Origin of the sequence: Bartonella mastomydis (assembly GCF_900185775.1) — a bacterium.
Lineage (GTDB): Bacteria > Pseudomonadota > Alphaproteobacteria > Rhizobiales > Rhizobiaceae > Bartonella > Bartonella elizabethae.
Genome location: NZ_LT883137.1, coordinates 455,732 through 482,217, shown reverse-complemented (window position 1 = coordinate 482,217; position 26,486 = coordinate 455,732). Strand labels below are relative to the sequence as shown.

15 protein-coding genes are annotated in these 26,486 nt (G+C 38.1%); 9 read left to right on the top strand and 6 right to left on the bottom strand.

The features are described 5' to 3' along the window. Positions 1-166: 166 nt before the first annotated feature. The gene (locus tag FJG96_RS02780; RefSeq protein WP_139412634.1) at positions 167-913 is read right to left on the bottom strand and encodes a M48 family metallopeptidase; all 747 of its coding nucleotides are present in this window, start codon (positions 911-913) and stop codon (positions 167-169) included. 32 nt (positions 914-945) lie between these two features. Then, positions 946-1,725 carry an alpha/beta hydrolase gene (locus FJG96_RS02775; RefSeq protein ID WP_139412633.1) on the bottom strand — a complete coding sequence of 260 codons (780 nt, stop codon included), beginning with the start codon at positions 1,723-1,725 and terminating at the stop codon, positions 946-948. A gap of 236 nt (positions 1,726-1,961) precedes the next feature. Here FJG96_RS02775 and infC point away from each other — a divergent pair, with 236 nt between their 5' ends. Further along, a complete protein-coding gene (gene infC, locus FJG96_RS02770; RefSeq protein WP_005774377.1) occupies positions 1,962-2,480 on the top strand; it encodes a translation initiation factor IF-3 in 519 nt (172 codons plus the stop codon). A gap of 1,523 nt (positions 2,481-4,003) precedes the next feature. Further along, positions 4,004-5,770 (top strand): ABC transporter ATP-binding protein, encoded by a 1,767-nt coding sequence (locus FJG96_RS02765; protein ID WP_139412632.1) that lies wholly within the window; start codon positions 4,004-4,006, stop codon positions 5,768-5,770. A 534-nt stretch (positions 5,771-6,304) separates the two neighbouring features. Here FJG96_RS02765 and FJG96_RS09290 read toward each other — a convergent pair. The 3 genes from FJG96_RS09290 to FJG96_RS02750 form a co-directional block, all read right to left on the bottom strand. Further along, the gene (locus tag FJG96_RS09290; protein ID WP_425456560.1) at positions 6,305-6,658 is read right to left on the bottom strand and encodes a hypothetical protein; all 354 of its coding nucleotides are present in this window, start codon (positions 6,656-6,658) and stop codon (positions 6,305-6,307) included. A 602-nt stretch (positions 6,659-7,260) separates the two neighbouring features. Beyond that, entirely contained in the window at positions 7,261-11,913 is a 4,653-nt protein-coding gene (locus tag FJG96_RS02755) for a translocation/assembly module TamB domain-containing protein (RefSeq protein ID WP_139412631.1), read from the bottom strand. Further along, complete coding sequence (locus FJG96_RS02750; protein WP_139412630.1) at positions 11,913-13,877, bottom strand: autotransporter assembly complex protein TamA; 1,965 nt, start codon at positions 13,875-13,877, stop codon at positions 11,913-11,915. Before FJG96_RS02750 ends, FJG96_RS02755 begins: the two co-directional genes overlap by 1 nt. 394 nt (positions 13,878-14,271) lie before the next feature. Between FJG96_RS02750 and FJG96_RS02745 the strand changes: the two genes are divergently transcribed. Beyond that, on the top strand, positions 14,272-15,804 hold the full coding sequence (locus tag FJG96_RS02745; protein ID WP_139412629.1) for a YifB family Mg chelatase-like AAA ATPase: 1,533 nt from the start codon (positions 14,272-14,274) through the stop codon (positions 15,802-15,804). 11 nt (positions 15,805-15,815) lie between these two features. On the opposite strand, the gene FJG96_RS02740 is transcribed toward FJG96_RS02745, so the two are convergent. After that, positions 15,816-16,745 (bottom strand): ABC transporter substrate-binding protein, encoded by a 930-nt coding sequence (locus tag FJG96_RS02740; protein ID WP_139412628.1) that lies wholly within the window; start codon positions 16,743-16,745, stop codon positions 15,816-15,818. Positions 16,746-17,342: 597 nt separating this feature from the next. Here FJG96_RS02740 and gyrB point away from each other — a divergent pair. The 6 genes from gyrB (at position 17,343) to accD (ending at position 26,484) form a co-directional block, all read left to right on the top strand. Then, complete coding sequence (gyrB, locus tag FJG96_RS02735) at positions 17,343-19,775, top strand: DNA topoisomerase (ATP-hydrolyzing) subunit B (protein WP_139412627.1); 2,433 nt, start codon at positions 17,343-17,345, stop codon at positions 19,773-19,775. A 118-nt stretch (positions 19,776-19,893) separates the two neighbouring features. Beyond that, positions 19,894-20,676 (top strand): bifunctional demethylmenaquinone methyltransferase/2-methoxy-6-polyprenyl-1,4-benzoquinol methylase UbiE, encoded by a 783-nt coding sequence (ubiE, locus tag FJG96_RS02730; RefSeq protein WP_139412626.1) that lies wholly within the window; start codon positions 19,894-19,896, stop codon positions 20,674-20,676. 2 nt (positions 20,677-20,678) lie between these two features. Beyond that, positions 20,679-22,265, top strand: a complete 1,587-nt coding sequence (ubiB, locus tag FJG96_RS02725) for a 2-polyprenylphenol 6-hydroxylase (RefSeq protein ID WP_139412625.1) — start codon at positions 20,679-20,681, stop codon at positions 22,263-22,265. A 68-nt stretch (positions 22,266-22,333) separates the two neighbouring features. Then, positions 22,334-23,761: a bifunctional phosphopantothenoylcysteine decarboxylase/phosphopantothenate--cysteine ligase CoaBC gene (coaBC, locus tag FJG96_RS02720; protein ID WP_139412624.1), complete on the top strand. Its 1,428-nt coding sequence runs from the start codon at positions 22,334-22,336 to the stop codon at positions 23,759-23,761. A gap of 153 nt (positions 23,762-23,914) precedes the next feature. After that, positions 23,915-24,634: a sulfate transporter family protein gene (locus FJG96_RS02715; protein WP_139412623.1), complete on the top strand. Its 720-nt coding sequence runs from the start codon at positions 23,915-23,917 to the stop codon at positions 24,632-24,634. A gap of 929 nt (positions 24,635-25,563) precedes the next feature. Then, positions 25,564-26,484, top strand: coding sequence for an acetyl-CoA carboxylase, carboxyltransferase subunit beta (gene accD, locus FJG96_RS02705; RefSeq protein ID WP_139412622.1), 921 nt, complete (start codon positions 25,564-25,566; stop codon positions 26,482-26,484). Positions 26,485-26,486: the final 2 nt, after the last annotated feature.

Sequence of the window (26,486 nt, the reverse complement as noted above, 5' to 3'; positions counted from 1 at the left end):
GCAAAAAAGATAAAGTAAAAACATTGAAGACACTCAGCAAACCAAGCAGGGGAGGACAATCGTGCTGAGAGCTTCAATGGCTTCCTCATCATGCATGACGAAGCACACATACAACGAAACACTCAACAAAAAGTTCCGTTAAATATTGCTCTCATTTGCACGTTTTTTACGCCTCTAATTTATATGAATCAAAATTAATGGCGTGTAGTCTATGGGCATTTTCTTTCAACCAAGCACGATACGTTTTACTATCAGGGCAAAGTTTCTCACAAAGAGCCCAAAATCTTGGTCCATGATTCATTTCAACAAGATGAGCAACTTCATGAGCGACAACATACTCAACAACTTCTTTTGGAGCCATAATAAGGCGCCAAGAAAAAGAAAGACGCTTATCGATGGAACAAGATCCCCAACGACTTCTCGTGTCTTTATAGCAAATGGATTTAACTTTCCGCTCTACCTGATGAGCATAATGTGCCACCAAAGGTGTTATAATAAGTGCTGCTTGTTTTTTTAAAACATCAGCAATGCGTCTTGGAAGATATTCTAATTGACCATAAACAATAATTTGAGGCCCTTGCTCTGCATCTTCTGTAACAATTTCTGTTACTCCACGGCCTTGCTCATGCTTTATGGTATGGGAAACACCCAAGACAGGAATTGTTGCGCCCTCTTTGAGATAGGTATTTTCATGAGAAATTTGTATACGCGTAAGGCGCGTCTCAATCCAAGACCGATGTTTTTCAATAAAACTTTCAACCGTACAGAGATTTATCGCTGGTGGTGTTGTTATACAAATCTCTTGACTTCTGGCATCAATACGTAAGGTAAGACGGCGCACGTGCCTATTTTCCCGCACACGTATAGGGATAGCGCGATCAGAAAAAATAAAATACTTTTCAGAAGTGCTCATATATTTATCTTCATCATCAATAAATAGCCCCCTTATTTTGCATTAATCTGATTAATTAAAGATCTCAAAGCTGTTTCTAGACAATCTAAATCCTGTGGACGAGAAAAACGGTGATCTGCATCACGTACAAGTGTCAATGTTACGTCATGAAGAGGTAAATGATCAAGTAAAGTTAATGTATGCTGATAGGGTATCTTATCATCTTCCATGCCTTGAAGAATATGAACTGGACAGCCAACATCAATACACCCTTTCATGACACAATTTTCGCGTCCATCTTCAATCAATTTTTTTGTAAAGGGCATCGGCTCCTCATCACCAACAGCAGGTCGTTCAATATAGCCTTGTTCTTCCAAAATTTTCCATTCTTCTGGGCCTAATTCTGGTTCCACCAAAGTTTGTGTAAAATCAGGCGCTGGAGCAATTAATATCATACCAGCAAGCTTCTTATTTTTCTGCGCTAGCATCATAGCAAGCCTTAAAGCAATCCACCCCCCCATAGAGGAACCAACCAAAATTTGCGGCCCCTCACAATAGGTTTCAAAAGTTGCTAAACTTTCGTTCACCCACCGTGAAATCGTTCCTTGAAAAAAATCTCCTTCAGATTCCCCATGGCCAGAGTAATCAAAACGTAAACAAGACAAATCATGCTTTTGAGCAAACTGATCAATCAACATCGCCTTACTTCCCAACATATCGGATTGATAGCCATGAAGCCAAACCAAGCCTGGAGAGTGGCGCCCTTTGCGATGACGTACTGCAAGAGCAGTGTCCTCAAATGAAAAAAACTGGCAAGGAATATTTTGATTCATGATTCTTTTCCTCCATAAAACAATTTCTTTAAATCAAGTTCTTTAAATCAAGTTCTTTAAATCAAGTTCTTTAAATCAAGAGAAAAACTTTTATAATCTAAATCACTTAAAAAAGTAACAAATCAAATAATGAAACAGACACGAATTATAGTTGTTTTTATGTGCATAATTGTATATTAAATTATTCGTAGTTGAATCAGAATTAAGGAGCATAAACCATTCGTAAACCATTTAAAATGACACCTAACCAAAAGGACGGACCACGTTCAAATCAGGATATTCGGGTGCCTCATGTGCAGCTTATTAATGATGAGGGACAACATCAGGGAGTCGTTGCAATACAAGAGGCTCTCGCTATGGCCGCAGAAGCTGGACTTGATTTGGTTGAAATTGTACCAAATGCGGAACCACCTGTATGTAAAATCATCGATTTGGGCAAATTAAAGTATCAAACTCAAAAAAAAGCTGCAGAGACACGTAAGAAACAAAAAGTCATCGAAATCAAAGAGATTAAGATGCGTCCGAATGTTGATGTTCATGATTATGGAGTCAAGCTCAGGGCTGTCCACCGCTTTATCGATCATGGGGATAAAGTAAAGATTACTTTGCGTTTTCGTGGTCGTGAGATGGCTCACCAAGATCTTGGATTAAAACTTCTTCAGCGCGTGAAAGAAGATACAAGTGAAATTGCCAAGATTGAATTGGAGCCAAAACTTGAAGGGCGGCAAATAATGATGGTAATAGCGCCTAAATAGTTTCTCATTGGAATATGTCTGTGTACAACTCATCACGATGAGCATGTGAGTATATCGTTTAGAAGCACCATCTTATAGGGTTGTGTGGTGCTTTTAAGATTTTGTAAATGTGTATCAATCCTTTTAAGAGTTTAATAGTGCTTTCTTGATTTATAAGAAGAACATTTAAATGAGAGAGCGTTAGAATCGTAAGGTCTTCTTCATTCTGAGCTCTCTTAATTCATGGAATCCAGCAAAAAATCATTTTCTTGTACATCACAAACAGAGATAATGCATAAAATATTAAAAAAATAGAAATGTCTTTTGTAAACCATTTCAAATGCCAAAGCCTGTAGCGATATGGAAATAGGTAAAAGAATGAGAGTGTTAATTTGAACTTTCATAATCGTAAAGATAACGGTGCCCATTAGTACGATCATTCTCATCTGTTACTTGTAATAGCAACATACTGATTTATAAAAATAATTCATTGTTTTGCATATTGAATAAGAGTCCCGAAGATTGTAGAATTCTTTCATTTCAAATCTGTTTCATGTTGAATCAATCAAAATCGCTTGCTTGCACATTACAAATGGAGAAGCATGCGTGAATAAAAACTATACAAAAAAAGAGTAAAAATGCCTCTCATAAATCGTCTCGAGTGCCAGCGGTTATTGCTACACGCACGAGCTATCAAAGTGTGTGATGGTGCCCCAGCTTATTCCTTCATAAGCTTAAAAGATGGGAGGCTCAATAACAACATTTTACCAAACAGTATTCAATAAACCAGTGTACAACCTGTGTTTGTTTTTTTTAAATCAGAGACCATCTGCTCAGTAAAAATTTCCCTTTATTATCCACTTTATTGTCAGCATTCTCAGCAACTTTAGCCACTATCCCTTTTAAAGAGAGTTTTTTTTGCTGATTCACCACCAAAGCTTTTAAAAATTTTTTATTCCTTTAGTTTTAACCTAATCTTCTGAATGTCGTAGAATAAAGTAGATATGCAATGTTATAGAATGTAAATAATGTATTTTTAAATGCTCAAAGCATGAAAATTTCCTTGCACAATATTTTACATAGAGTGAAATAGAATAACATATTCATTAATAATGGATAATTTATATTTCTTCTCATCGAATAAGAAAAATGAATATTGTAGGATTCTCTCATTTCAAATTTTTTAATATGAAATCAAACGAAAATACTCACTCGTGCATCATAGGGGATATGATATGCATAAAAAGAAATCATTATCCTTTTATAAAACTTTTCAAGCAACTAGGAGAGACTGTTGCAACATGCGAATGCCAATAGAGTGATGGTATCAGCTTATATCTTATAGATGGTGTCTATATCTTATATGAATTAATAGCGGGGTACAGACCTTTTCTGAAGAATTTCATGTTATACGAAACGTTATCGCATGAAGAAGTATGGCGCACATTGAAAGAAGAAGGCTCTTTTTGTAAAAAAGATTAAGGAGCTTTAATTAAGAGCGCTTCAATCTTGCATAAAACAACAAGAAAATATAGAAGCACTGCATGGCCAAAAAACAACTTTCCTCTTTTGATAAACATCTTATTATCCGCCTTTTGCGAGAAAATTTTCATAAACACGCGCGTTGGTACAGTGCAGCGATTATTTCAATGATCATCATTTCCTGCACAACGGCAACCAGTGCGTGGATTATGCGTGATGTTGTTAATTATATTGTTGATGCGCAAAATTTTACTATGATCGTTGTGATTTCTAGCTTCATTGCTTTTATCTTTATTCTTAAAGGAATTGCAACTTTTGCCCAAACTTACTTCTTAAGCAAAGCAGGCAACAGTATCATTGCTGAACAACAGCGCAAAATTTATGCACGCCTTATGGAACAAGGTGTCTCTTTTTATCACAATAATACGTCATCTGATCTGCTTGTTCGCGTGACCCATAATGCAACAGCTGTGCGTAATATCATTGATACGATTATCACAACTTTTGTGCGTGATTTGCTTTCCGTTAGTGGTCTGTTGCTCGTCATGTTCATTCAAAATTTTGTGTTAATCTCCATTACTTTAATCGTGGGACCACTGGCTTTTTTAGGTGTTCGAATGGCTTTAAAACGCGTTCGCCGCCTTATGGAAAAAGAACTTCTTTCACTTGGTGAAATTATCAAAATCGTGCAGGAAACGGCTGTTGGTATTCGAGTTATCAAGGCTTTTTCACTAGAAGAAGTCATGAAAAAAAGGATGGACAAAGCCATTTGTGATGTTGAAAAACAAACAAACAATATTGCAACACTTGAAGCGATTACCAATCCGATTATGGAAACACTCACAGGTGTCGCCATTGCCGGTATTATCTGTTTTTCCGGATACCTTGCAACCCAACGCTCAGGTGTTCAAGGTGAATTTATGTCCTTTATTGTTGCTTTACTTTTAGCTTATGAACCCGCAAAAAGACTAGCAAATGTCCGTGTCAAAATTGAATCTGGCTTGGTCAATATCCGTACGATGTTTGAAATACTCGATCGTCCCCTCACTGTTACAGAACATAAAGAAGCTAAAGATCTGAATAAAACGCAAGGAGCTATTCGTTTCGAACATGTTTCTTTTGCATACACTGATAACAAAATGGTATTAAAAGACATCAATCTAGAAATAGAAGCCGGAAAAATGACCGCATTGGTGGGGCCCTCTGGCTCAGGAAAGTCAACACTTATCAATCTTATTATGCGCCTCTATGACCCCACAAAAGGACGCATACTAATTAATGATCAAGACATCCGCTACACAACATTTCGTTCTCTGAGAAACCTGATGGCCTACGTAGGGCAAGATACTTTTCTCTTTCAAGGAACCGTTAAATATAATATTGGGCTTGGAAAAGAAGGTGCTCGTGATGATGAAATTATCGCAGCAGCAAAAGCAGCAAATGCTCATGATTTTATTATGAATTTGCCAAATGGTTATGATACACAGATAGGCGATAATGGTTGTAATCTTTCGGGGGGACAAAAACAACGCCTTGCTATTGCTAGAGCAATGATTCACGATAGTGAAATTCTGATTCTTGATGAAGCAACAAGCGCTCTTGATTCACACACCGAAGCACAAATCAATGAAGCCATTCATCACCTTACCAAAGGGCGCACAACGATCATTATTGCGCATCGCCTTTCAACGATTGCTCGTGCTCATAAAATTGTGGTCATACAAAATGGACAACTGATTGAACAAGGGACTCAGAAAGAATTACTCGCAAAAGAACATGGGTTTTATAAAAAACTTCATAATATCCAGTTCAAAAAGCACACGTCTTAATTTCTAGTTATTTAAAGAAGAGTTAAATTAAAAAATAGATAGAAGCTAACGCTCCACTTGTAAAAACAGAATTACCAAGGGAGAGTATTATTTCAATTAAGAATTGGCAAAAAATTTATGGTTTATCGAAAAAAGCTTCTTGGATTTAGATGAAAGCCTTTTCTTTTATTTTGTTGAATGCCATTGATTTTTAATCATATAATGAGAACAAAAATCTTCTTCTCTTTTTAAGAAGGTGATAGAAAATTCTTAAATTTTACCAATCCTAAAAAGAGGATACCATCAGAAAAAATTTCCACGAAGGATAAGCAATCTAGGTTGATGACATCTTTATCCATATTTATCTCTACGCTAACAATTTTTTCCTCTTCACACCTTAAAAGGACGAAGATTCCTACTCAATCTAATTTATAGACAATACAGATTCTTATTGAATTCATTCCACCCGATAATGACTTATGTGATTCACGTATACAAGGCTCAACGAATAAGACCACCCCTAACTACACATCTACATACTTTCAAAATACTTGATCAAAGGCTACACGCCTTACTATCACTACCCCTAAAATGACTGTCTTCTATAGCGCAACAAGGTAAGCTATCAATTACAAAAAATGTGCTGCAAATTATAGATACACTCAGCGTAAAAGAAAAAGATTTAAAAAATAAGAAAGGATTTATTCTAAGACTTTTGACTGTTGTAGATTGCTTTAACTGCGTTTGAAAATAAAATCGATATTTTATAAATTCTATGCTTGTCTCATGCTTTTGTTTATCGCGTTCTTTAATGAGCGCACGTTCTTCATGTAAAACAGAATGGCATTCTGTTGCAAATTCACCGGCTTGTTTTAAAGAGACGTCTCTCAAATATTCTCCCAAACTCATTTCGCGACAACATCCCTGAAATTGTATAACGATAAATCCATTTTAGCACCTCCGTCTTTACGCTCATGGGATAACAAGCCAGCATCTTTCAAACATTTTGTCAGCTTGTGGGACAGCCCTTAGTTCTCGAGATGATTCATAAGAAGCATTTTGAGGCATTTCTTAATTATTTTTACCACGCAGACTTCTCCACTTGTAATATACAAAAAATGGTTTTGATTGCTTTAATATCAGAGAGATTTGCAATGAGAATAGCTTACGGCATTCAAAGTTCTAATTCAAGGTGAATAAAGATAAATTAATTTTATAAATCAATATGTTGTATATAATACACTCTTTAGTCAACAGCATGAAATGGGCTTGAAAATGAGGTTTAAGTATTTTTCTAAAATAAATATAAATCAGCAAAATAATATGCTCTCTTTCATGAAGATTTTGTCTCTTTAGAGACTATCATAAACAAAAAATAAATTATTTTAGATCGTTCTCCTAGCACCGCAATACAACACTTCTCCTTTGAGTATATTTCTAGTCTAAGCTTCCTTTCCAACCTTAGAAATGAGAGAGAAAAAATAAAGAACTTGTTTTTTAAACTTTAATCTTTAGTAGTCTCTTTCATAAAAGAGACCAATACTCGAATTTTGTTCATTTCCTATAGAACCTTTAGCTTTGAGGTGACGCGAAATATCCAAATTAATTGTCCCTTTCGTCGTTCCATCAGATCCTGCTTCAAAGCCTAAATAAATGTTATTGTGTATGTAGCGTCCAATGCGTAAACCTGTGTTACCCTTTTCATTAACGATAACATCAAGATCATCAAGTCCAATTTTAGTTCGTAAAGTGTTCAACAAAGATGTATTAGCCCCCCCTGCAAGATCAGCGGCAGCGGCTGCAAGTTGCGCAATCTGAAATGGTGATAGTTCATTAAGAGAGCGATTAAAAATCAAACGCGCCAAAATCTCATCCTGTGGCAAATGCGGTTGTGAAGAAAAATTAATATCAAGATTATCAATCGTTCCACTTACGGTTACAGTGACGCGAATGTCACCACTGGTATTGTTGGTTACAAAATAAACCGTAGGATTAAGATTACCGCTAAAACTCGCCTGTCCTTGATCAAAATTAAGACGTTGTGAAAGAATATCAAAACGTCCACGAATCATTCTAAATTCACCCACTGGATGCACATCATTTAATGGACCTGCTAAATTAATGCGCCCTCCCAGTTCGGCATCTAACCCTTTTCCCCGTACAAAAAATTGATTGCGTGCTGTAATACGCATATTTGATAACACAACAGATGATGATTCTTCTGTGGTACTAGGACTTTTATTCGTGCTCTTAACATCAGCACGTTCAAGTGTTGTTTGAATTGGCTTTGTTAAATTCTTATTTTTGACATCAAGAAATTTAGCATTTTGAAAATGATCAGGAACCAGAATTTCAGCCTTTTCAACAATGATATCTCCCCCAATAACAAGATCACTAAGAAAATGACCTGTCATTGTCATCTCACCTGACAATGTCGCAAGAATCATAGAACCATCATTATAATTGGCATTATCAAGATGAAAGATCAAATCTGTCTCTAGATCATTAGAAATACGACCTGAAGCAGAAATCCCCCCTCCCTCAGATGAAGAAGCTGAAGCTTTCTCTATAAGAATGTGATCGCCATTTAATTTGCCTTCAAGCGTTATATTATTCAATCCTACATGGGTTTTTGAATCTAAAAAGCTACCATCGGCTATAGAAATACTTCCAATAAATTGTGGCTTTGATAACGCACCATTAAGAACTGTATCAACTTTTGCTGTACCCGTTACATATGCACCACGCTTAGCTAATAAGAGATTAACAAAATCAAGAGGCATTATTCCTTTAATATTCAATTTTGCCTCTGAGCCATTAAGAGAAACAGGCCCATGAATGGAAAGATCTAATCCTTTATCTCCAGTTGCTATCATATTTTCAATATGCAATGTCGATTTTTTATAAGAACCACGAGTATTTATATTGATTAACATCGGTCCTTTATGCGTCATAGTGGTTAAACTTTGACTAGAAAGCTCAAAATGAGCCGATGGATCCTTCATTGTCCCACCAATATCAATTTTACCTATCACCGTCCCATCAAGCGCTTGTCCTGCAATAAAGCTATTCGCCAAACGTGCAGATAAATTTTGCAAATTAATATGGAGATCAAGTTTGTCTTTCTCTAAAGATACCAGCCCTTGAGCTTGAGCTTGCACTCCTTCTCCTGTTAAACTTGCATTCAAAGTAAGGTTTTGATCTAAGGTTTTCCCCGTAGCAGAAAGCGAAAAAGGCATAATTTTTTTATCTTGAAGAGCAATGGTTGTCAGGTCCTCACCTCTTATATCGTAGGTTATATCAGGTTTTTTTAAATGACCACGAATCATAACCTTTCCTGTTACACTCCCTGCTGCTCCAAGATCGGATTTCCACAGATTGGCTAAAGTAGCAGGAAGAGAATCCACGGTAAGTTGCAAATTCAGGGTATCTTGAATATTCCCTGCAAGGGTAATTTTACCGCCATTTATTGCAATTCCTAATTCATTTATTGTTATCCCATCTTTATCAAAAACAATGATTGATGGTTTCGGCAATGTTGCATGAAAATGGTGTTGTTTTAAATCTACGGTTTCAATTTGCACTTCTCGTTTTATGCCTTTTGGAAGTTCTACACCCATTACTCGACCAGAAAGCTGAGCATTAAGAGCATCATGCAACATCGCTTGGACAGTAAAAACCGTTTGTTCATTATTTCTATTAGCCTGAGCTTTTAAACGATTAACCATTATCAAAGGAGTTTGGATATGCTCTGCATTGATAACACCTTCAAACTGAGTTGTGCCAAAAGGATCAAATATGTCGGCATCTATTGCCAGTTTTTTTATTTTATTCTTGGCAAAATTCAAATGGTTAACATGCGCCTTCACATGGGCTTTTTGTCTGCCATGTTGTTCGTCAAAAATAAAATCTCCTTTTACTTCTCCACTACCATCCTGCAAAAATAACGCTGAAAGCACTGAAATATCATCGGCATCAATATGCAGTGCTCCTTTCAAAAAACCTCCAAATTGTTGAGAAAGATCACCCGTTATTTTTGCACTTCCCCCTTTAATATCAATATTCTCAAGTTTTCGAACCTTATGAGAATCCTTAAAAGAAGCAGATAAATATAGAGGTTTATGCGCAAAAACTCCTTCACCTTTTACACTCCCCGCTAAAGAAGTAACGGGTGCTGTATTATCTACAAGTGCCTTTATGTTAAGTGTTGTGTTTTGAAGCTTCTTCCCCATAACGAACGCTTCAGCAACATGAGCACTTGTATTGAGCTTTATATGGCGATTGCGCCCTCTTGCTGTCCCTTGAATTGTAAGTGCACCGCTTATCTTCGGATCTAATTTGGCGAGATCAGATATTTGAGCAGATAAGTCCATTTTAGCGTCTTCATCCGAAAAATAACCATTAGCTTTTATGTCTGTATATTGATTTTTCAAATTCAAATGACGTAAAATGAAGCCCATCGTATTGTGAGCAATACCACCTGAAAGAGTGATATTTCCTTTGAATAAACGATTAAAAGGCTGCACACCTATTTGCATATTGTCAGCCATTCCTGATAATTTTAAATCAAAAATGCCACTCAATAAGCCAATCGTTCCTTTGGCTTTAATATCTGCACTACCAGAGAGGGGTTGTTTACTGAATACTTCTAAAGGAGCTAGTGTTTGGGCTTTTAACCCAAGATCACCTTTAAAAATAAAATTCTCCATTGTTCCTTTTAACCAAGAAGAAAAACCCTGAGACGTAACACTAAGATCATGAATCAAAATTGGTTTATTTGCAACAATATCCGTATCTAAATACATATGAACCGCTTGGCTTAAATCTTCTACGACCCCTCCCTTAATCTTTTTAACCCCTTGAAGCGTTCCATTAACCTGAACACCAACATGACGAGAAGCCGCATTATCAAGATTTTCGCTTACTCCCCCCATATCAAAAACCGCATCGCTAATATAAACATTTTTATTGCTAAAATGATGGACAATCAGCCGTCCATTCCAAGATTGTTGTCCTTCACGACCATAGTCAACATTCAAAGCAAGAGTATTTGCAGGTTTTGACGCCTCTGATATAGGCAAATGAACAAACTCCTTTTCGTTATCAAGAGCCATTTTGCCATCAATAAAAAGCTGACGCAAAAATCCATCGGCGGTTATTTTGGCATTGGCGATAACATTCATTGCTTTGCCCTGAAGAACCATCTGATCAAGGTGGATCATCCCCTCTCTTGTCCTTCTTGCCTCTGCTTTTAATATTATATCAGATGCGAAGAGATGACGATATTGAGAAGGCATTAAAGGATCCAATCTACCCTCTAGTTTCGTAGAAAAACTGTGTCCTTCTGAAACACTGGCAAGAATAACATGACCATCTAAAATAGAATGATGATCGGATTCTAAAGAAAGTTTGAGTACCAAATCATCAAAAGTACCATCACCTTTAATCGCGAGATTCAATGCTGGGCGTTTTTCCATGTTAAAAACATTCGCCAAAATACCATTTTGCGGTTCATCAGCAGAGATATCAATGTGAGCTGTACGATTGTTCTCTGATATCTTGGTAAGAACAGAAAAAGACCCCGGTGCGTCTAAACGATGCGCCACCATATCAACATCAAAATGACCACTCGCCAAAGTAAAATTGCCTGCCACGGACATATCAGCAGAAAAACCAAAAAGATTCTGCTCAAACGTCACATGTTGAGCTTTCAGTGTATTGATCGAAAGAGCAAGCGGCAATTTTGGTAAAGACAATCTACCCGTCTCAAGAGAAGAAATAAGAGAAGAATTGCCTTGTGGTTTGCGCAAAAAAGTAACCTGTTCTGCCGAAAGCTGATTAATATCCATCCGCCCTCTTAGCAAGGCTAGACGATTCCAATCCATTTTGGCATTGGTAATTTTAAGCCAAATCCCCTTTTTATCACTGACAGTAATCGCATCAATTGTTGTTTGAGAAGACAGCGCTCCTTGCATATTGTGTAAGCGAACTTGACGATTAGGTGCTGAAAGCTTGTTTTCAATTAAAGACACAAACCATGAACGATCATCTGCTGTCTCTTCGCTAGAAGAAAGACGGTCTTCTCTTTGTGCAAGAACAAAACCACCGACCAAAAAAAACACAAATCCAAAAAAGAAAGCTGATAAACGTACACTTTTTTTCATTAAAATGCTTGTCCTATACCCACATAAAAACCAATGCGAGGATCACCCTGCTCCCTTTTTAAAGGAAAGGCTAAATCAACACGTAAAGGACCAAGACCTGTCATATAACGACCTCCTATACCGGCTCCCCATTTAATTTTTTGAGAAAAATTAAAATTCGCCTTTTCCCCTACGAGACCTCCATCAAGAAAACTAACAAATCCTATTTTATCATTTAAAGAAACGCGCAATTCTGCCGATCCCTCAATAAGTGCCCGTCCGCCAACAATCGCATCATTTTCTGTTTTGATACCAATATTACGATAAGCATAACCACGAACAGAGCCCCCACCACCAGCAAAAAAGAGCGTATCCGCAGGGACTTGTGCTGTATTATTTCCAAGAATTGTACCAAACTTTGCCCGCGCAGCAAAAACAAAACGATCCCCTTCATCCAACGCCCAATAAGAGCGACCTTCTGCTGTTACTTTTGCAACAAAGTTGCTAAAACGCATTTCATAAAAGGGCTCAATGAGAACTTCACCATATAAACCTTTTGTTGCATTGAACTTATTATTACGACTATCATAAATCAAACCGCTCGGGAAACCAATTGTTGTAAAATTACGGCTTCCAAAATAGATATCACGTGAATAACCATTTGAAACTTCTATAGCAGCCTGTCCCGATAGGTTACTATTGAAAATATGCGTAATACCTAATTTCCCTTTGATAGCTTTTGTTGTGTAATTTTCCAGAACATCTTGCTGTATTTTTAATTCTGACCTGAGATCTGTATCAGGTGTGAGTACACCGGGTTTTATAAACGTACCACCGAAAAGATAATCAAAATTTTTAAAATTATATGATCGCTTTTTGTTGCTGCCAACACCACTTATTTTTGTTTCAATTTTAAGGACTTCTGCATGACCAAAAAGATTGTTATGCATCCAATAAGCTTCAAAACCAGCACCATCTAATGTTGAATAACTACCCCCTACACCAAAACGACGCGGTTTACGTTCTTGTACAATAAGCATAAGCGGTAAACTGCCATCTGGGTTAATGGTATCAGCCTCACGGATATTGATCGCACGAAAAACACCAAGGCGTGCAAGACGTTCATTTGCCTTAGCTAACGCATCGGAATCGTATTTTTGGCCGGGTTTTAATCCGGTCATCCATGCGATATAAGCTGAATCGACACGTGGTTTCTTACTTATATTACGGACACTTAAAGGACCATAATGAGCCTTTTGTCCAGGATCAACAACAATCCTTCCTTCAATACGCAACGCAGCATGATCAGCCACAATCTCACTTTTTATAATTTTAGCTTTTGCATAACCTTGTTGACGCCATCCTTCTACCGCCCATTTTTCTGCTTTCAAAATGGTTTCAGATTTGGCAATAGCTCCAACTTTATAGCCCAATTCTTCAATGGTGAGCATTTTACGCGCTTTACGCTTTTCAGGAGGCGCTACTTTATCAATACTCGCAATACTAAAAACATATTGTGGACCAGCATTAATCGTAATAACGATATTGGATTGTGCTGGAAGTTGCGTTACCGGACTTAAATCAGCGGCTTCTAAACCATTAATTTTAATACTGATAACACCACCATAGCGCCCATCAGCATAAAGAGCAGAAAGAATAGCACGATAATCTGAACGCGCTTTGGCTAACAAACCAGAAGAACTCGCAGATGCTTTCTCTTTATCTGCAAAAAGAGAAGAGACAGATTTAACTATTTTTATGCCTTCCGATGGCGCCCCTGGTGGTGTAACAATATCAACTTTGTAAAATCTCTCTGTACTTTTAACAGAATGTGAAGAAGAATTTGTTTTCTTTTGACCAAAAAGAGGGAGGCCGAAAAAATCAAATGCAGCAAGGGGCTTTGGAAAAGCAAAAGCGAAACACAAGCCTATAAATACACAGCGCACAGTTCCTGATTTTAACAAAATTCTTGCTTGGGATACCATAAATCAGATACCTTTAATACACTTTGCATCTACTACACTTTAAATAATATAAAATAAAAAAGGTAAATATGACTACTTTGTATGTTTTATCACATCAAATAACACTCTGCGATACATAACGTCACCCTCCCCTCATATCTTAACAACATTCTGCTCTGTTGTATCACACAAACAGCCTTATCCCTTTTTCTTAACATATTCATTTAGCTTATTATAAGTGTTTTATTGCGCTCCATATTATCATGGTTAAATTTGTACAAATAACTTACCATGAGAACGCTACAAAAACCTGCGTACGTATATAGACCTCTCCATTCAAAAAACCATAGAGATGCTTCTTGATTTTTGTGCGTAGATATGATTGTCTCTCCAAAGTCTGAAGGGGGGAAGATAAATGATCGCACATATTACAACTGTTGCTTTTCGCGGTCTAGAAGCGGTCCCTGTCGATGTACAGGTTATGATTTCACCCGGTAAAATAGGAATGGCTATTGTTGGATTAGCCGATAAGGCAGTCGCAGAAAGTCGTGAACGTGTACAAGCAGCCCTCCATGCTTGTGGGCTTTCTATGCCAACCAAACGAATTACGATTAATCTTGCACCAGCTGATTTGCCTAAAGAGGGATCACATTATGATTTGCCAATTGCTGTAGGCTTAATGCTTGCTATGGGAATCCTCCCTCCCGAAGTAGCGCAAGACTATGTCATTTTAGGTGAATTGTCACTGGATGGTTCGCTGACCGCTGTCAATGGTGTTTTACCAGCGGCCATGACAGCTGTATCACTCGATAAAGGACTGATTTGTCCCTTTCAATGTGGACCTGAAGCAGCATGGGCAAATGCAGAAATAAATATTCTTGCCCCAGAAACTCTTCTCACGATAGTCAATCATTTTAAAGGAACCCAAATTCAAAAACGTCCACAACCGCGCCAATATACAATTGAAACTGAACTTCCAGATCTTTGCGAAATCAAAGGACAGAAAACAGCCAAACGTGCCTTAGAAGTTTGTGCGGCTGGACGCCATAATCTTTTGTTTGTTGGTCCTCCTGGTGCTGGAAAATCTATGTTGGCGCAACGCTTACCTTCTATTTTACCCCCTCTTGATAGTCGTGAGCTTTTAGATGTCTGTCTGATTGCATCTATTACAGGAGAAACAATTCATAATACCATTTCACTTCATTGCCCCTTTCGTGCTCCACATCACTCTGCTTCTATGGCGGCAATGATTGGTGGGGGACTTAAAGGACGACCAGGAGAAGTTTCACTTGCTCATAATGGCGTGTTATTTCTTGATGAGTTGCCTGAATTTTCTCCGCAAGTTCTCGATTCCCTTCGTCAACCTTTAGAAAGTGGAGAAGCGGTTATTGCTAGAGCTAATCACCATATCAGCTATCCTGCTCGCTTCCAACTCATTGCCGCAATGAATCCTTGCCGATGTGGTATGGCAGGTGAAAAAGGCCATGTTTGTGCTAAAGGTATACGTTGTCAAATCGATTATCAATCCCGTATTTCTGGTCCGCTTCTCGATCGAATTGATTTACGAATTGATGTTCCTGCTTTGACAGCAATGGACCTTATGCAACCAGAAAAATCAGAAAAAAGCTGCGATGTTGCCAAACGCATCGCACGTTGCCGTACCATTCAAGCCAAACGTTTTGCAACGCTAGGGCTTGACCATATCCGAACCAATGGCGATTGCCCTGCCAAAATCATAGAACATATTGCCATTCCTGATAAAAATGCCGCCACACTCTTACGAGATGTGAGTGAAAAAATGCATCTTTCTGCACGTGCTTATCATCGCATTCTCAAAGTTGCGCGTACGATTGCTGATCTTGATGAATCCGATAATCTTTCACGCCATCATCTCGCAGAAGCTATCTCCTATCGACTCGGTACGGAAAGATTAACAGCTCTTAACTAAAAAACTGTTCATCAGTAAAAACTTATTGGAAAGTAACGCAAATAAAGCTCTGTGAGTTTACCATCCTCTTCTAAAGATTTTAGGGCATAATTGAGGATATCAATCAATTTTTCGTTCTTTTTTGCAACAGCAAGCTGCATTCCTTGACCCAATAACTGTGGAGCCATATAGGCTCCCCCAACAAAATGGTAGCAATCAATAGATTTTTGATTGTTGAACCATAACGATAAAGAAAATCCATCATCAAAAATAAGGTCAATTTTATGCTCTTGTAAGGCTTTATAGAGCTCTTCCCTCTCTTTAAATCCTTGCCATTTTGCTTTAGGAAAATAATCATGAAAAAGCTTTTCGTGAATACTTTTAGACAAAACACCACTGGTTAAATGGATCAATTGATCGCTTATTGGTTCATCAAGATTTAACTGTCGAGAAGCAACAAATCGCGCTGGAAAGCGCAAATATGACTTTGTAAAAACAAGATCTTGTTGGGTTTGACTTGTTTCTTTTAAACCCGCAATAATAACTTCTGCACCACCATTTTTGACATGCTCGACCAGCTCTTGCCAAGGAACCACTTCTACTTCACAAAGTTTCTCTAATTTTAATTTTGAGCAAATAGCACGCAATAAATCAATATTATAACCTGCAAGATGCCCCGTTTGATCAAGAAAATTAAAAGGAGGAAAATCAAAAGTTGTTACAAAACGCAAACGAGTGATATCCTTGGTATCAGGTTGTACAAAATATTCATGCGAATCAAAAAAAGAAGGCAACTTCCCAGCTATTTCAGCTTCTGCGTAAGAGAAAAATAGAAATCCCCCTGCTACAAATAAAATACGAATAAAAAGAATGTATAGTGTATGGAGTAAAAAGTCCCAAAAACGCCATTGAAGATATTTTACATGTGTAGGTTTTCTTATTTCCAAAATCTCTCCCCCCATTTTTCTAAGATAAGGTGCAACTCTGCTTCATTATTATCTAACGCACTTCACCAAAATATCTTCCGTTTCATCAATAAAATTCTTGCTCTTGTTTAAACTGTTAAAAATTTCAATAATTTTCATATATTTTTTGAAATACATTGAAAATGCTTAAACTTTTAATCTCAAATAAAGCTATAAAAAGAAATTAACCTTGTAGTATTCAAGGTATTTGACGTTATACTCTTCAAACTCAGCTTCTCTCGATAAATTCTTACGCTTTTAAATTCTTTTGTCTTCCTATTCATGCGATTCACTTACCGAAAGGCTAGACTGATAAATCCTGTGCTGAATATTCACCACGCACTGTAAAAATACTTAAATATATCAAAGAAGCGCTTACTTTTCTTATATAACCGTCCTAAATGACGATGTTTTACTGTATAATAGTGTCATATCATTTCATCATTCTCTCCATTATATATCGACAGATATTGAATCTAGCGCTGATATACGGTAAATGTTTAATGTGGTTATTCCATAAATAACTGAGCGGAACATTGAGCTTTAAAAAAGCGAATAAAATATTGTAAATTGAACACAGAAATGGACTAACTTATGAGTGATGAAATAACCTCACCGACACAAGGCGATGACTATGGCGCCGCCTCTATCAAAGTTCTCAAAGGTCTTGATGCTGTACGCAAACGTCCGGGTATGTATATCGGTGATACTGATGATGGATCAGGGTTACATCATATGGTCTATGAAGTTGTAGACAATGCTATCGACGAAGCTTTAGCCGGTCATGCAACTCTTGTAAACGTCACACTCCATGCGGATGGTTCTTGTTCGGTTCGTGATAATGGACGTGGAATTCCAACAGATATTCATCCAACAGAAGGTATTTCTGCTGCTGAAGTTATCATGACACAGCTTCATGCCGGTGGAAAATTTGATCAAAACTCTTATAAAGTTTCAGGTGGATTACACGGTGTTGGTGTTTCTGTGGTGAATGCACTCTCTGTTTGGCTTAAATTGAAAATCAGACGGAATGGTAAAATTCATGAAATATCATTTACCCATGGGGTGGCTGATGCTCCCTTAAAAGTTGTTGGCGATTGTGATCAAGAAAGTGGAACAGAAATTAGATTTTTACCAAGCTCTGAAACCTTTACTATGGTTGAGTTTGATTTTGAAACTTTAGAGCGTCGCTTACGGGAATTGGCTTTTCTTAATTCTGGAGTTCATATTCTTCTTGTTGATGAGCGTCATGCTGACATTCAATCCGTTGAATTGCATTATGAAGGCGGATTAACCGAATTTGTCAAATATATTGATCAATCAAAAAAAGCACTCCTAGACACTCCTATTTACATTGCCAGTGAAAAAGATGGTATGGGCGTTGATGTTGCCCTATGGTGGAATGATTCCTATCATGAAAAAGTCTTGTGTTTTACTAATAATATTCCTCAGCGGGATGGTGGGACGCATTTAATCGGTTTTAGAAGTGCTCTTACACGCCAAATTAATGGTTATGCTGAATCTTCAGGGATTGCCAAAAAAGAAAAAGTGAATTTAACCGGTGATGATTGCCGTGAAGGATTAACAGCTATTCTTTCTGTCAAAGTTCCTGATCCTAAGTTTTCTTCACAAACAAAGGACAAATTGGTTTCTTCTGAAGTGCGCCCCGTTGTTGAAAATTTGGTCAACGAAGGCCTTTCAATATGGCTAGAAGAACACCCTAATGAAGCAAAGCTTCTCATTAGTAAAGTGGTGGAAGCTGCAACAGCACGTGAAGCAGCACGTAAAGCACGTGAACTCACAAGGCGAAAAGGAGCGCTTGATATCACTTCTCTGCCAGGAAAACTTGCCGATTGCCAAGAGCGTGATCCTGCAAAATCAGAAATTTTTATTGTCGAGGGAGATTCAGCAGGTGGTTCAGCAAAAAGTGGACGCTCACGTCAAAATCAAGCAATTTTACCTCTGCGCGGTAAAATTCTCAATGTTGAACGCGCCCGCTTCGACCGTATGCTCTCATCTGATATGATCGGGACCCTTATTACAGCTCTTGGGACATCTATTGGTAAAGATGAATTTTCACCCGATAAATTACGGTATCATAAGATTATTATCATGACAGATGCGGATGTTGATGGAGCCCATATCCGCACTCTGCTGCTCACTTTCTTTTTTAGACAAATGCCCGAGTTGATTGAACGGGGACATCTTTATATTGCGCAACCACCACTTTATAAAGTATCGCGGGGAAAATCTTCTCAATATATTAAAAATGAAGCAGCCTTTGAAGAATTCTTGATCGATACGGGACTAGAAGAAACAACTCTCGAGCTTTCAACGGGAGAAGTTCGTGCAGGGGCTGATTTATATCAACTCGCTAAAGATGCCCGTATATTCCGTCAACTTTTAAATGGCCTTCATACCCGTTATGACCGCAATGTTGTTGAGCAAGCCGCCATTGTTGGGGCTTTTAACTCTGAAGCCTTTGCGACAGAAGAAAAAGCACAAAAAATAGCAGATGCCATCGCGCAGCGTCTTAATCTGATTGCTGATGATATGGAACAAGGTTGGAGTGGACGATATACAGAAAATGGAAGTTTATGTTTTGAGCGTGTTTTGCGTGGTGTTAAAGATGTTATCACGCTTGATGCAGGACTTATAAACTCAACAGATGCACGTCAAATTGATCGCATTTCCCAAAATTTTAGCGACCTATATCATCCGCCTCTTCTTTTACGCCGCAAAGATAAAACAGAGCGTATTTTTGGACCTATGAGCCTCTTAGAAAGCATTTTTACAAACGGTAAAAAGGGTATTACTCTTCAGCGCTATAAAGGTCTTGGGGAAATGAATGCTGAACAGCTTTGGGAAACAACCCTTGATCCCAATGCGCGTTCTCTTTTACAAGTAAAAATTAATGATGCAACCGATGCAGATTCACTCTTTTCTCGTCTCATGGGTGATGAAGTTGAACCGAGACGTATTTTTATTCAAGACAATGCCTTAAGCGTTGCTAATCTTGATATCTAAAGGTACTCTTCTGTTTTTGGCTGTATAAACGTCGCAGTTTTATACGTTATTTTTTCGTATTTGAACATTACCTCTCTCTTTCATTTACGATAAAAGAAAAATAAGGAAGGTCATAGATATGGCAACTGAAACAGAACGTGTAGGCATCAAAGGGGGTATGGAGCACTCCTTTGGTTTCACAAGAGTTGATGAAACACAAAAACAATCCATGGTGGATGGTGTGTTTCATTCTGTTGCTGAAAATTATGACAAGATGAATGATATCTTATCCTTAGGGCTACACCGTGTGTGGAAAAATTCTATGGTTGCATGGCTTTCTCCACCAGCACTTTCTCATTGGAGAGTTCTTGATGTTGCTGGTGGTACAGGCGATATTGCTTTTCGCATCCTTAATGCTTCGCGCCAAAAAGCCCATGCTACGGTTCTTGATATTAATGGCTCTATGCTCAACGTTGGCAAACAACGTGCACAAAAAAATGGTCTTGCTCCTCTGATTGATTTTGTTGAAGCCAATGCAGAACATCTCCCTTTTGAAGATCAAAGCTTTGACGCTTACACAATTGCTTTTGGAATTCGCAATGTTCCTCATATTGATCAAGCTCTTAGAGAAGCTTTTCGTGTTTTAAAACCCGGTGGACGTTTTTTATGTCTAGAATTTTCAAATGTCGAGATGCCTTGGCTCGATAAAATTTATGATCTTTGGTCTTTCCATGCTATCCCTAAGCTGGGTCAATTTATTGCGAATGATGGTGATGCTTATCGTTATTTGGTTGAGTCTATTCGCAAATTTCCTAAACAAGATGATTTTGCCCATATGATCAAGCAAGCGGGATTTTCACGCGTATCGTACCGCAATCTCACCGGTGCGATTGCAGCACTGCATTCAGGTTGGAAACTTTAAAAATGGTGCAAATTTCTCCTTACTTTCAATTGATGCGTGCTGGATGGGTTTTAGCACGTGAAGGTGTTTTAAGTGCTCTTCCTCATGATGATCTTCAAGGATTTCCAGCGTTATGTCATCGTATAGCGCGTGCATTAGCACGACGCAAAACAAAAAAGAAACAGCGATCTGAAAATATTTCATATGCTATCAATAAGCTTGGACCCTCTTACATAAAACTTGGTCAATTTCTTGCCACAAGACCTGATATTGTCGGACGGAATGTTGCAGACGATTTGTCACAACTCCAAGATCGTGTTGAAACATTTTCTTGCACCGCCGCTATTTCTCAAATTGAAAGTTCGCTTAGTCGTTCTATTGATGATTTATTCGTCAATTTTTATCCCCCCATTGCCGCTGCTTCTATCGCTCAGGTTCATCCTGCTGAATATTGTGATGAAACTGGTCATAAGAAAAAATGTGCCGTAAAAGTTATTCGTCCTAATATCCGAGCACGTTTTTCTAAAGATCTGAGAGGTTTTTACCTCATTGCACATTTACAAGAGCGTTATATCCCTGCCTCTCGAAGGCTACGTCCTGTTCGTGTGGTGGATACTTTAGCACAAACAACACGCCTTGAAATGGATCTGCGCTTAGAAGCAGCCGCCATATCTGAAATGGCTGAAAATATTCAACAGGATACGGGGTTCCGAGTACCAAAAATTGATTGGGAACGGACAGGGCGTAATGTTCTCACCATGGAATGGATTGATGGTATAAGAATATCCGAAATTTCCAAGCTTAAAGAAGCGGGTTTTGATCTACAGGCGCTTGCCATTACGCTTATTCAATCTTTTCTACGCCACACATTGCGTGATGGTTTTTTTCATGCCGATATGCATCCTGGTAATTTATTTGTAGACTCAGATGGGTGTATTGTTGCTGTTGATCTAGGGATTACAGGAAGGCTTGGCAAAAAAGAAAAACATTTCCTTGCTGAAATTCTTTATGGCTTTATTACCCGCGATTACCATCGGGTAGCTCGTGCTCACTTTGAAGCAGGCTATGTCCCTTCACACCATAATATTGAAAGCTTTGCGCAAGCCAATCGCGCGATTGGTGAACCAATTCACGGGCAATCAGCACAAAGCATTTCCATGGCTAAGTTGCTCACATTGTTGTTTGAAGTCACTGAATTGTTTGACATGCAAACGCGACCCGAACTTCTCTTACTGCAAAAAACAATGGTTGTCGTGGAGGGTGTTGCCCGCACTTTAGACCCCAGTTTTAACATGTGGAAAGCTTCTGAACCCGTTGTTAGAGAATGGATTAGTAAAAATTTAGGCCCCATAGGCGTTGCAAAAGACTTTAGTGAAGGAGCACAAGCTCTCCTTTCGCTGGCACGCAAAACACCACAATTGATACAAAATTTCCAACGTATAGAAGAAGATTTCAATCAAATGAGGAAAACAGGTTTTAGTCTTTCTCCTACTACCCTGAAACAACTTGCTGCTGAACAAAGTCGTAGAAACCGTTATGGTCGTTATAGCCTATTTATTATTGCACTTTGTTGTGTTTTTTTCACTTTTTACTTTTTTCATCTTTTCTAATCTCCTTAATATGCTAAAAATATCAACAATGAAATCATTGCTATCATTTTGTTTCTTGGAGGTATTTTATGGCCAGTATTACTATTCGTAACCTCTCTCCTGAAATTAAAGAAGCTTTGCGCATACGTGCCGCGCAAAATGGCATTTCTATGGAAGAAGAAGCACGCCGTCTTCTAAGTAATCCTACCGCTCTCACCACGCCCCTTCCTCATGCAAGTGCCGTTGAAGTGCAATCATTGCAATCAAAATCACTCCTTCTTATTATTGGTGGAAGTATTGCGGCCTATAAAGCGCTTGATCTTATTCGTCGTTTAAAAGAACGCGGAGCACACTTAAATGTCATAATGACAAAAGCAGCGCAAAAATTTATTACGCCTTTAGCCGCTGAAGCTTTAAACGGTGGTAGGGCATATACTGATTTATTTTCACGCGAAGAAGAACATGATATCGGACACATCCGACTAGCACGTGATGCTGACCTTATTATTTTAGCCCCTGCTACAGCCAATCGCATTGCAAAAATAGCCCATGGTATAGGAGATGATCTTGCCGATTGCGTCCTTTTAGCTGCACGCTGTCCACTCTTAATTGCCCCCGCTATGAATCCAGCCATGTGGGCACATCCAGCCACTGTTCGCAATGTTGCACAATTGCGCGCAGACGGCGTCCATATTATCGGACCAGAAATGGGAAAAATGGCTGAACGTGACGAGACAGGCCATGGGCGCATGAGTGAACCCTTAACCATCGTTGCTGCCATAGAGGCTCTTTTGAATGTGCGTGAAAAACCTCTCTCTGGCCGCCATTTTATCGTTACCTCTGGTCCTACCCATGAACCCATTGATCCAGTGCGTTATCTTGCTAATCGGTCTTCGGGTAAACAAGGTCATGCCATTGCGACCGCTCTTGCGCATTTGGGAGCAAAAGTAACCCTTATTTGTGGACCTGTTAATCTTGCAGATCCGCAAGAAGTAAAAACTATTCATGTTGAAACAGCACAACAAATGTTACAAGCTGTTCAAGAATCATTGCCTGCGGATGGTGCCATCTTTGTTGCCGCAGTTTGTGACTGGCGCAGTCAAACGCAATCTTTACACAAAATTAAAAAGAATGCTCATAAAACACCACCATCCCTCCATATGGTTGAAAATCCCGATATTTTAGCAACAATTGGACACGCTCCAAACCGCCCCTCCTTGGTTATTGGTTTTGCTGCTGAAACTTGTGATATCATTGCCAATGCGCAAAAAAAATGTGTTGAAAAAGGCGCTGATTTCATTCTTGCTAATGATATTTCTCTTCAACCGGATGGCACAAGTGTCATGGGTGCTGATACAAATAAAGTTTATCTCGTAAGTAAAGAAAAAGTTGAACAATGGCCCCCTATGCATAAACAACACGTAGCGCAAAAATTAGCAAACATAATTGTATCATTTTTTACTACCCAAACGTCTACACCTCACGAGAAAAAAACACCTGATTTTAATAATATATAAAGGTGAAAATCCTCTTTTTTACAAAGCAATATCAATGTATTTCTTTAATGTTATTGAAAATAGAGCTTGTAATTCAAGAAAGAAAAAATTACACGACACCTTCTTTAAATATATTTCTTGTTTTTTTTGCTTCTTTCCTTAGTTTATTAATCTATGATTTTTACTGCTGCCTATCGTGCTTTACAACGTTTGCTGACTTCGCAATATAGCATTATGATCCTAAAAGCGTTGGGGATTACTTTTTTTGTGCTCGCCATTTTATGGTTATGTGTACACCAACTTTTTGTGTCTTACTTTTGGCCTTGGGTTTCTCAGTTTCTTCCTGGACTTCCGAGTTGGGCAGGATGGTTGGGGTTTAGCATGCTTATCATCTTCAATCTTGGTTTGGCTCTTTTGTTGGCTTTTTTGATTGCCCCCATCACCGCTATGATTGGTAGTTTTTTCATTGACTCTGCTGCTGAAATTATTGAAAAGGAAGATTATCCAAATGAGCCTCTTGGACAAGCGATGCCATTTGGACGTTCTCTTATCCTCTCCTTTAAATTTGTTATTTTAAGCCTTCTTGGTAATGGAATTGCTTTTATTTTATTCTTCATACCAGGTGTTAATTTCATTGCTTTTTATATTATTAATGGTTACTTGCTTGGGCACGAATATTTCTTGTTTGCTGCTTATCGTTTTCGAACAGAGCAAGATGCGCGTGCTTTTTTACACACTCATTATACAACGGTTTTTGGCGCTGGATTGTTGATCGCAGTTTTTGTTTCAATTCCCATTCTTAATTTAGCTACACCACTTTTTGCAGCTGCCTTTATGACACATTTACACAAAATGCTTTCCCAAAAAACCATGGCACGCATCACTCAAAAATAATATTTTTTAAACTTCACAAAACTTATTAGCCAAAGAAAACATACTATAAAATTCTATGCTTGACCTTTTTTCAGTCAATATATTGATTTATACTGATAATTTATCGTTCTATGACATCAATAGAAAACCTAAATATCATAAAACTCTCTCATTTTAACCCTATCCATCTTGAATCCAATTGCAATGGTTTGTTGAGATGTCATAAACGGAAACGGTGTGTGGATAAAAGCACTTTTAAAAAAGCATAAAATACCTCTCATACTCCCTCTCAATGCAAAAATTATTGTCACATTGGAAACGAGCAAATAATATGAAGTGGTTTGTACCTTCTATTTCAGTAAAAATGGGAAGCATCATGAATTTATACCTTTCATGGAAAGGAGAGTATACGCTTCATAGGCACTCTCATGAGAGAATTTTTAAAATATGTGAAATGCGTGCGCTTTAAGAAAACCGTTTGAAAAAAATCTTGCTCTACTATTAGCGTTTCGCTAACATAACATTGTCATATCCGTTCTTTTTAATGGATGCATATTACCTTGTTAAGGTTTTTTATATTATGAGGTTTCTTTACTTTAGGACCGTTGGTGTTCCTGATTAATTGGAGAGTCATTTTTATTAAAAGAAAATAAGCCGTTTGTTAACCAGCGCAAGAGGTGAGTTTTAACACCAAAGTCAAAGAATAAAAACATATCAGTTCTTAAAAATTCTTAGAGATTTGTGATAGGGAACACTCTTCGTGCATATGATTTTTATGACATTGGAAATGGTAAAAATAAAAAACAATGAGGTTAGAGCTATACGTGCATGAATAAAAGTATTAAATGGATTCATTATTGTTCAGCCGGAAAAGCAAATGTAACTGCTTAAGTTCTATATTCTTTCAAATCATGCAAAAGATGTGTAATATTTAAAGGAAGGCGATAAAGATGAACTGGATTACAAATTATGTTCGTCCTAAAATTAACTCTATATTGGGACGCCGTGAAATTCCAGAAAATCTATGGATTAAAGATCCTACTAGTGGTGAAATGATTTTCCATAAAGATCTGGAAGCCAATCAGTTTGTGGCTCCCAATTCTGGCTATCATATGCGTATCAGCGCCAAGAATCGTCTCATGCATTTTTTTGATGATGGTGTCTATACAGCTCTTGAAAATCCAAAAGTTGTAACAGATCCTTTAAAGTTTCGTGATGAAAAACGCTATATTGACCGGTTGAAAGATTATCGTTCTAAACTTGGTGTTGATGACAATATTTTAAGTGCACGTGGTACGATTGAAGGTTTACCCATTATTGCAACCGTTCAAGATTTCGCTTTTATGGGTGGATCTCTTGGTATGGCTTCAGGAGAAGCTATTATCAAAGCTTTTGAGACGGCTATTGCTGAAAGGCGCCCGTTGGTTCTTTTTGCTGCTTCTGGTGGTGCACGCATGCAAGAAGGAACGCTCTCATTAATGCAAATGCCCCGTACAACAGTAGCAATTGAAATGCTAAAAGAAGCAAAACTTCCCTATATTGTTGTTCTGACCAACCCTACCACTGGTGGTGTTACCGCTTCTTACGCCATGCTCGGCGATATTCACATTGCTGAACCCGGCGCTATGATTGGATTTGCTGGTCCACGTGTGATTCAACAAACTATACGCGAAACTCTACCAGAAGGTTTTCAAAGTAGTGAATATCTGCTTGAACATGGTATGGTTGATATGGTTGTATCGCGTTTAGAAATGAAACCAACCATTGCACGTCTTTTACGCTTAATGATGAAACATCCTGCTGTTGTTAACCCTTCCAACCCATCCCCTACAGATTCTCAGACATTGCTTTCTACAACAAAAGCAGCTTAAAT

Bases quoted from the DNA above. Each gene is read 5' to 3' on its own strand.
- FJG96_RS02750 (WP_139412630.1), bottom strand. From the start codon at position 13,877: ATGGTATCCCAAGCAAGAATTTTGTTAAAATCAGGAACTGTGCGCTGT.
- coaBC (WP_139412624.1), top strand. From the start codon at position 22,334: ATGGCCAGTATTACTATTCGTAACCTCTCTCCTGAAATTAAAGAAGCT.
- FJG96_RS02765 (WP_139412632.1), top strand. From the start codon at position 4,004: ATGGCCAAAAAACAACTTTCCTCTTTTGATAAACATCTTATTATCCGC.
- accD (WP_139412622.1), top strand. From the start codon at position 25,564: ATGAACTGGATTACAAATTATGTTCGTCCTAAAATTAACTCTATATTG.
- FJG96_RS02775 (WP_139412633.1), bottom strand. From the start codon at position 1,725: ATGAATCAAAATATTCCTTGCCAGTTTTTTTCATTTGAGGACACTGCT.
- FJG96_RS09290 (WP_425456560.1), bottom strand. From the start codon at position 6,658: ATGAGTTTGGGAGAATATTTGAGAGACGTCTCTTTAAAACAAGCCGGT.
- ubiE (WP_139412626.1), top strand. From the start codon at position 19,894: ATGGCAACTGAAACAGAACGTGTAGGCATCAAAGGGGGTATGGAGCAC.
- gyrB (WP_139412627.1), top strand. From the start codon at position 17,343: ATGAGTGATGAAATAACCTCACCGACACAAGGCGATGACTATGGCGCC.
- FJG96_RS02755 (WP_139412631.1), bottom strand. From the start codon at position 11,913: ATGAAAAAAAGTGTACGTTTATCAGCTTTCTTTTTTGGATTTGTGTTT.
- FJG96_RS02740 (WP_139412628.1), bottom strand. From the start codon at position 16,745: ATGGGGGGAGAGATTTTGGAAATAAGAAAACCTACACATGTAAAATAT.
- FJG96_RS02715 (WP_139412623.1), top strand. From the start codon at position 23,915: ATGATTTTTACTGCTGCCTATCGTGCTTTACAACGTTTGCTGACTTCG.
- FJG96_RS02780 (WP_139412634.1), bottom strand. From the start codon at position 913: ATGAGCACTTCTGAAAAGTATTTTATTTTTTCTGATCGCGCTATCCCT.
- FJG96_RS02745 (WP_139412629.1), top strand. From the start codon at position 14,272: ATGATCGCACATATTACAACTGTTGCTTTTCGCGGTCTAGAAGCGGTC.
- ubiB (WP_139412625.1), top strand. From the start codon at position 20,679: ATGGTGCAAATTTCTCCTTACTTTCAATTGATGCGTGCTGGATGGGTT.
- infC (WP_005774377.1), top strand. From the start codon at position 1,962: ATGACACCTAACCAAAAGGACGGACCACGTTCAAATCAGGATATTCGG.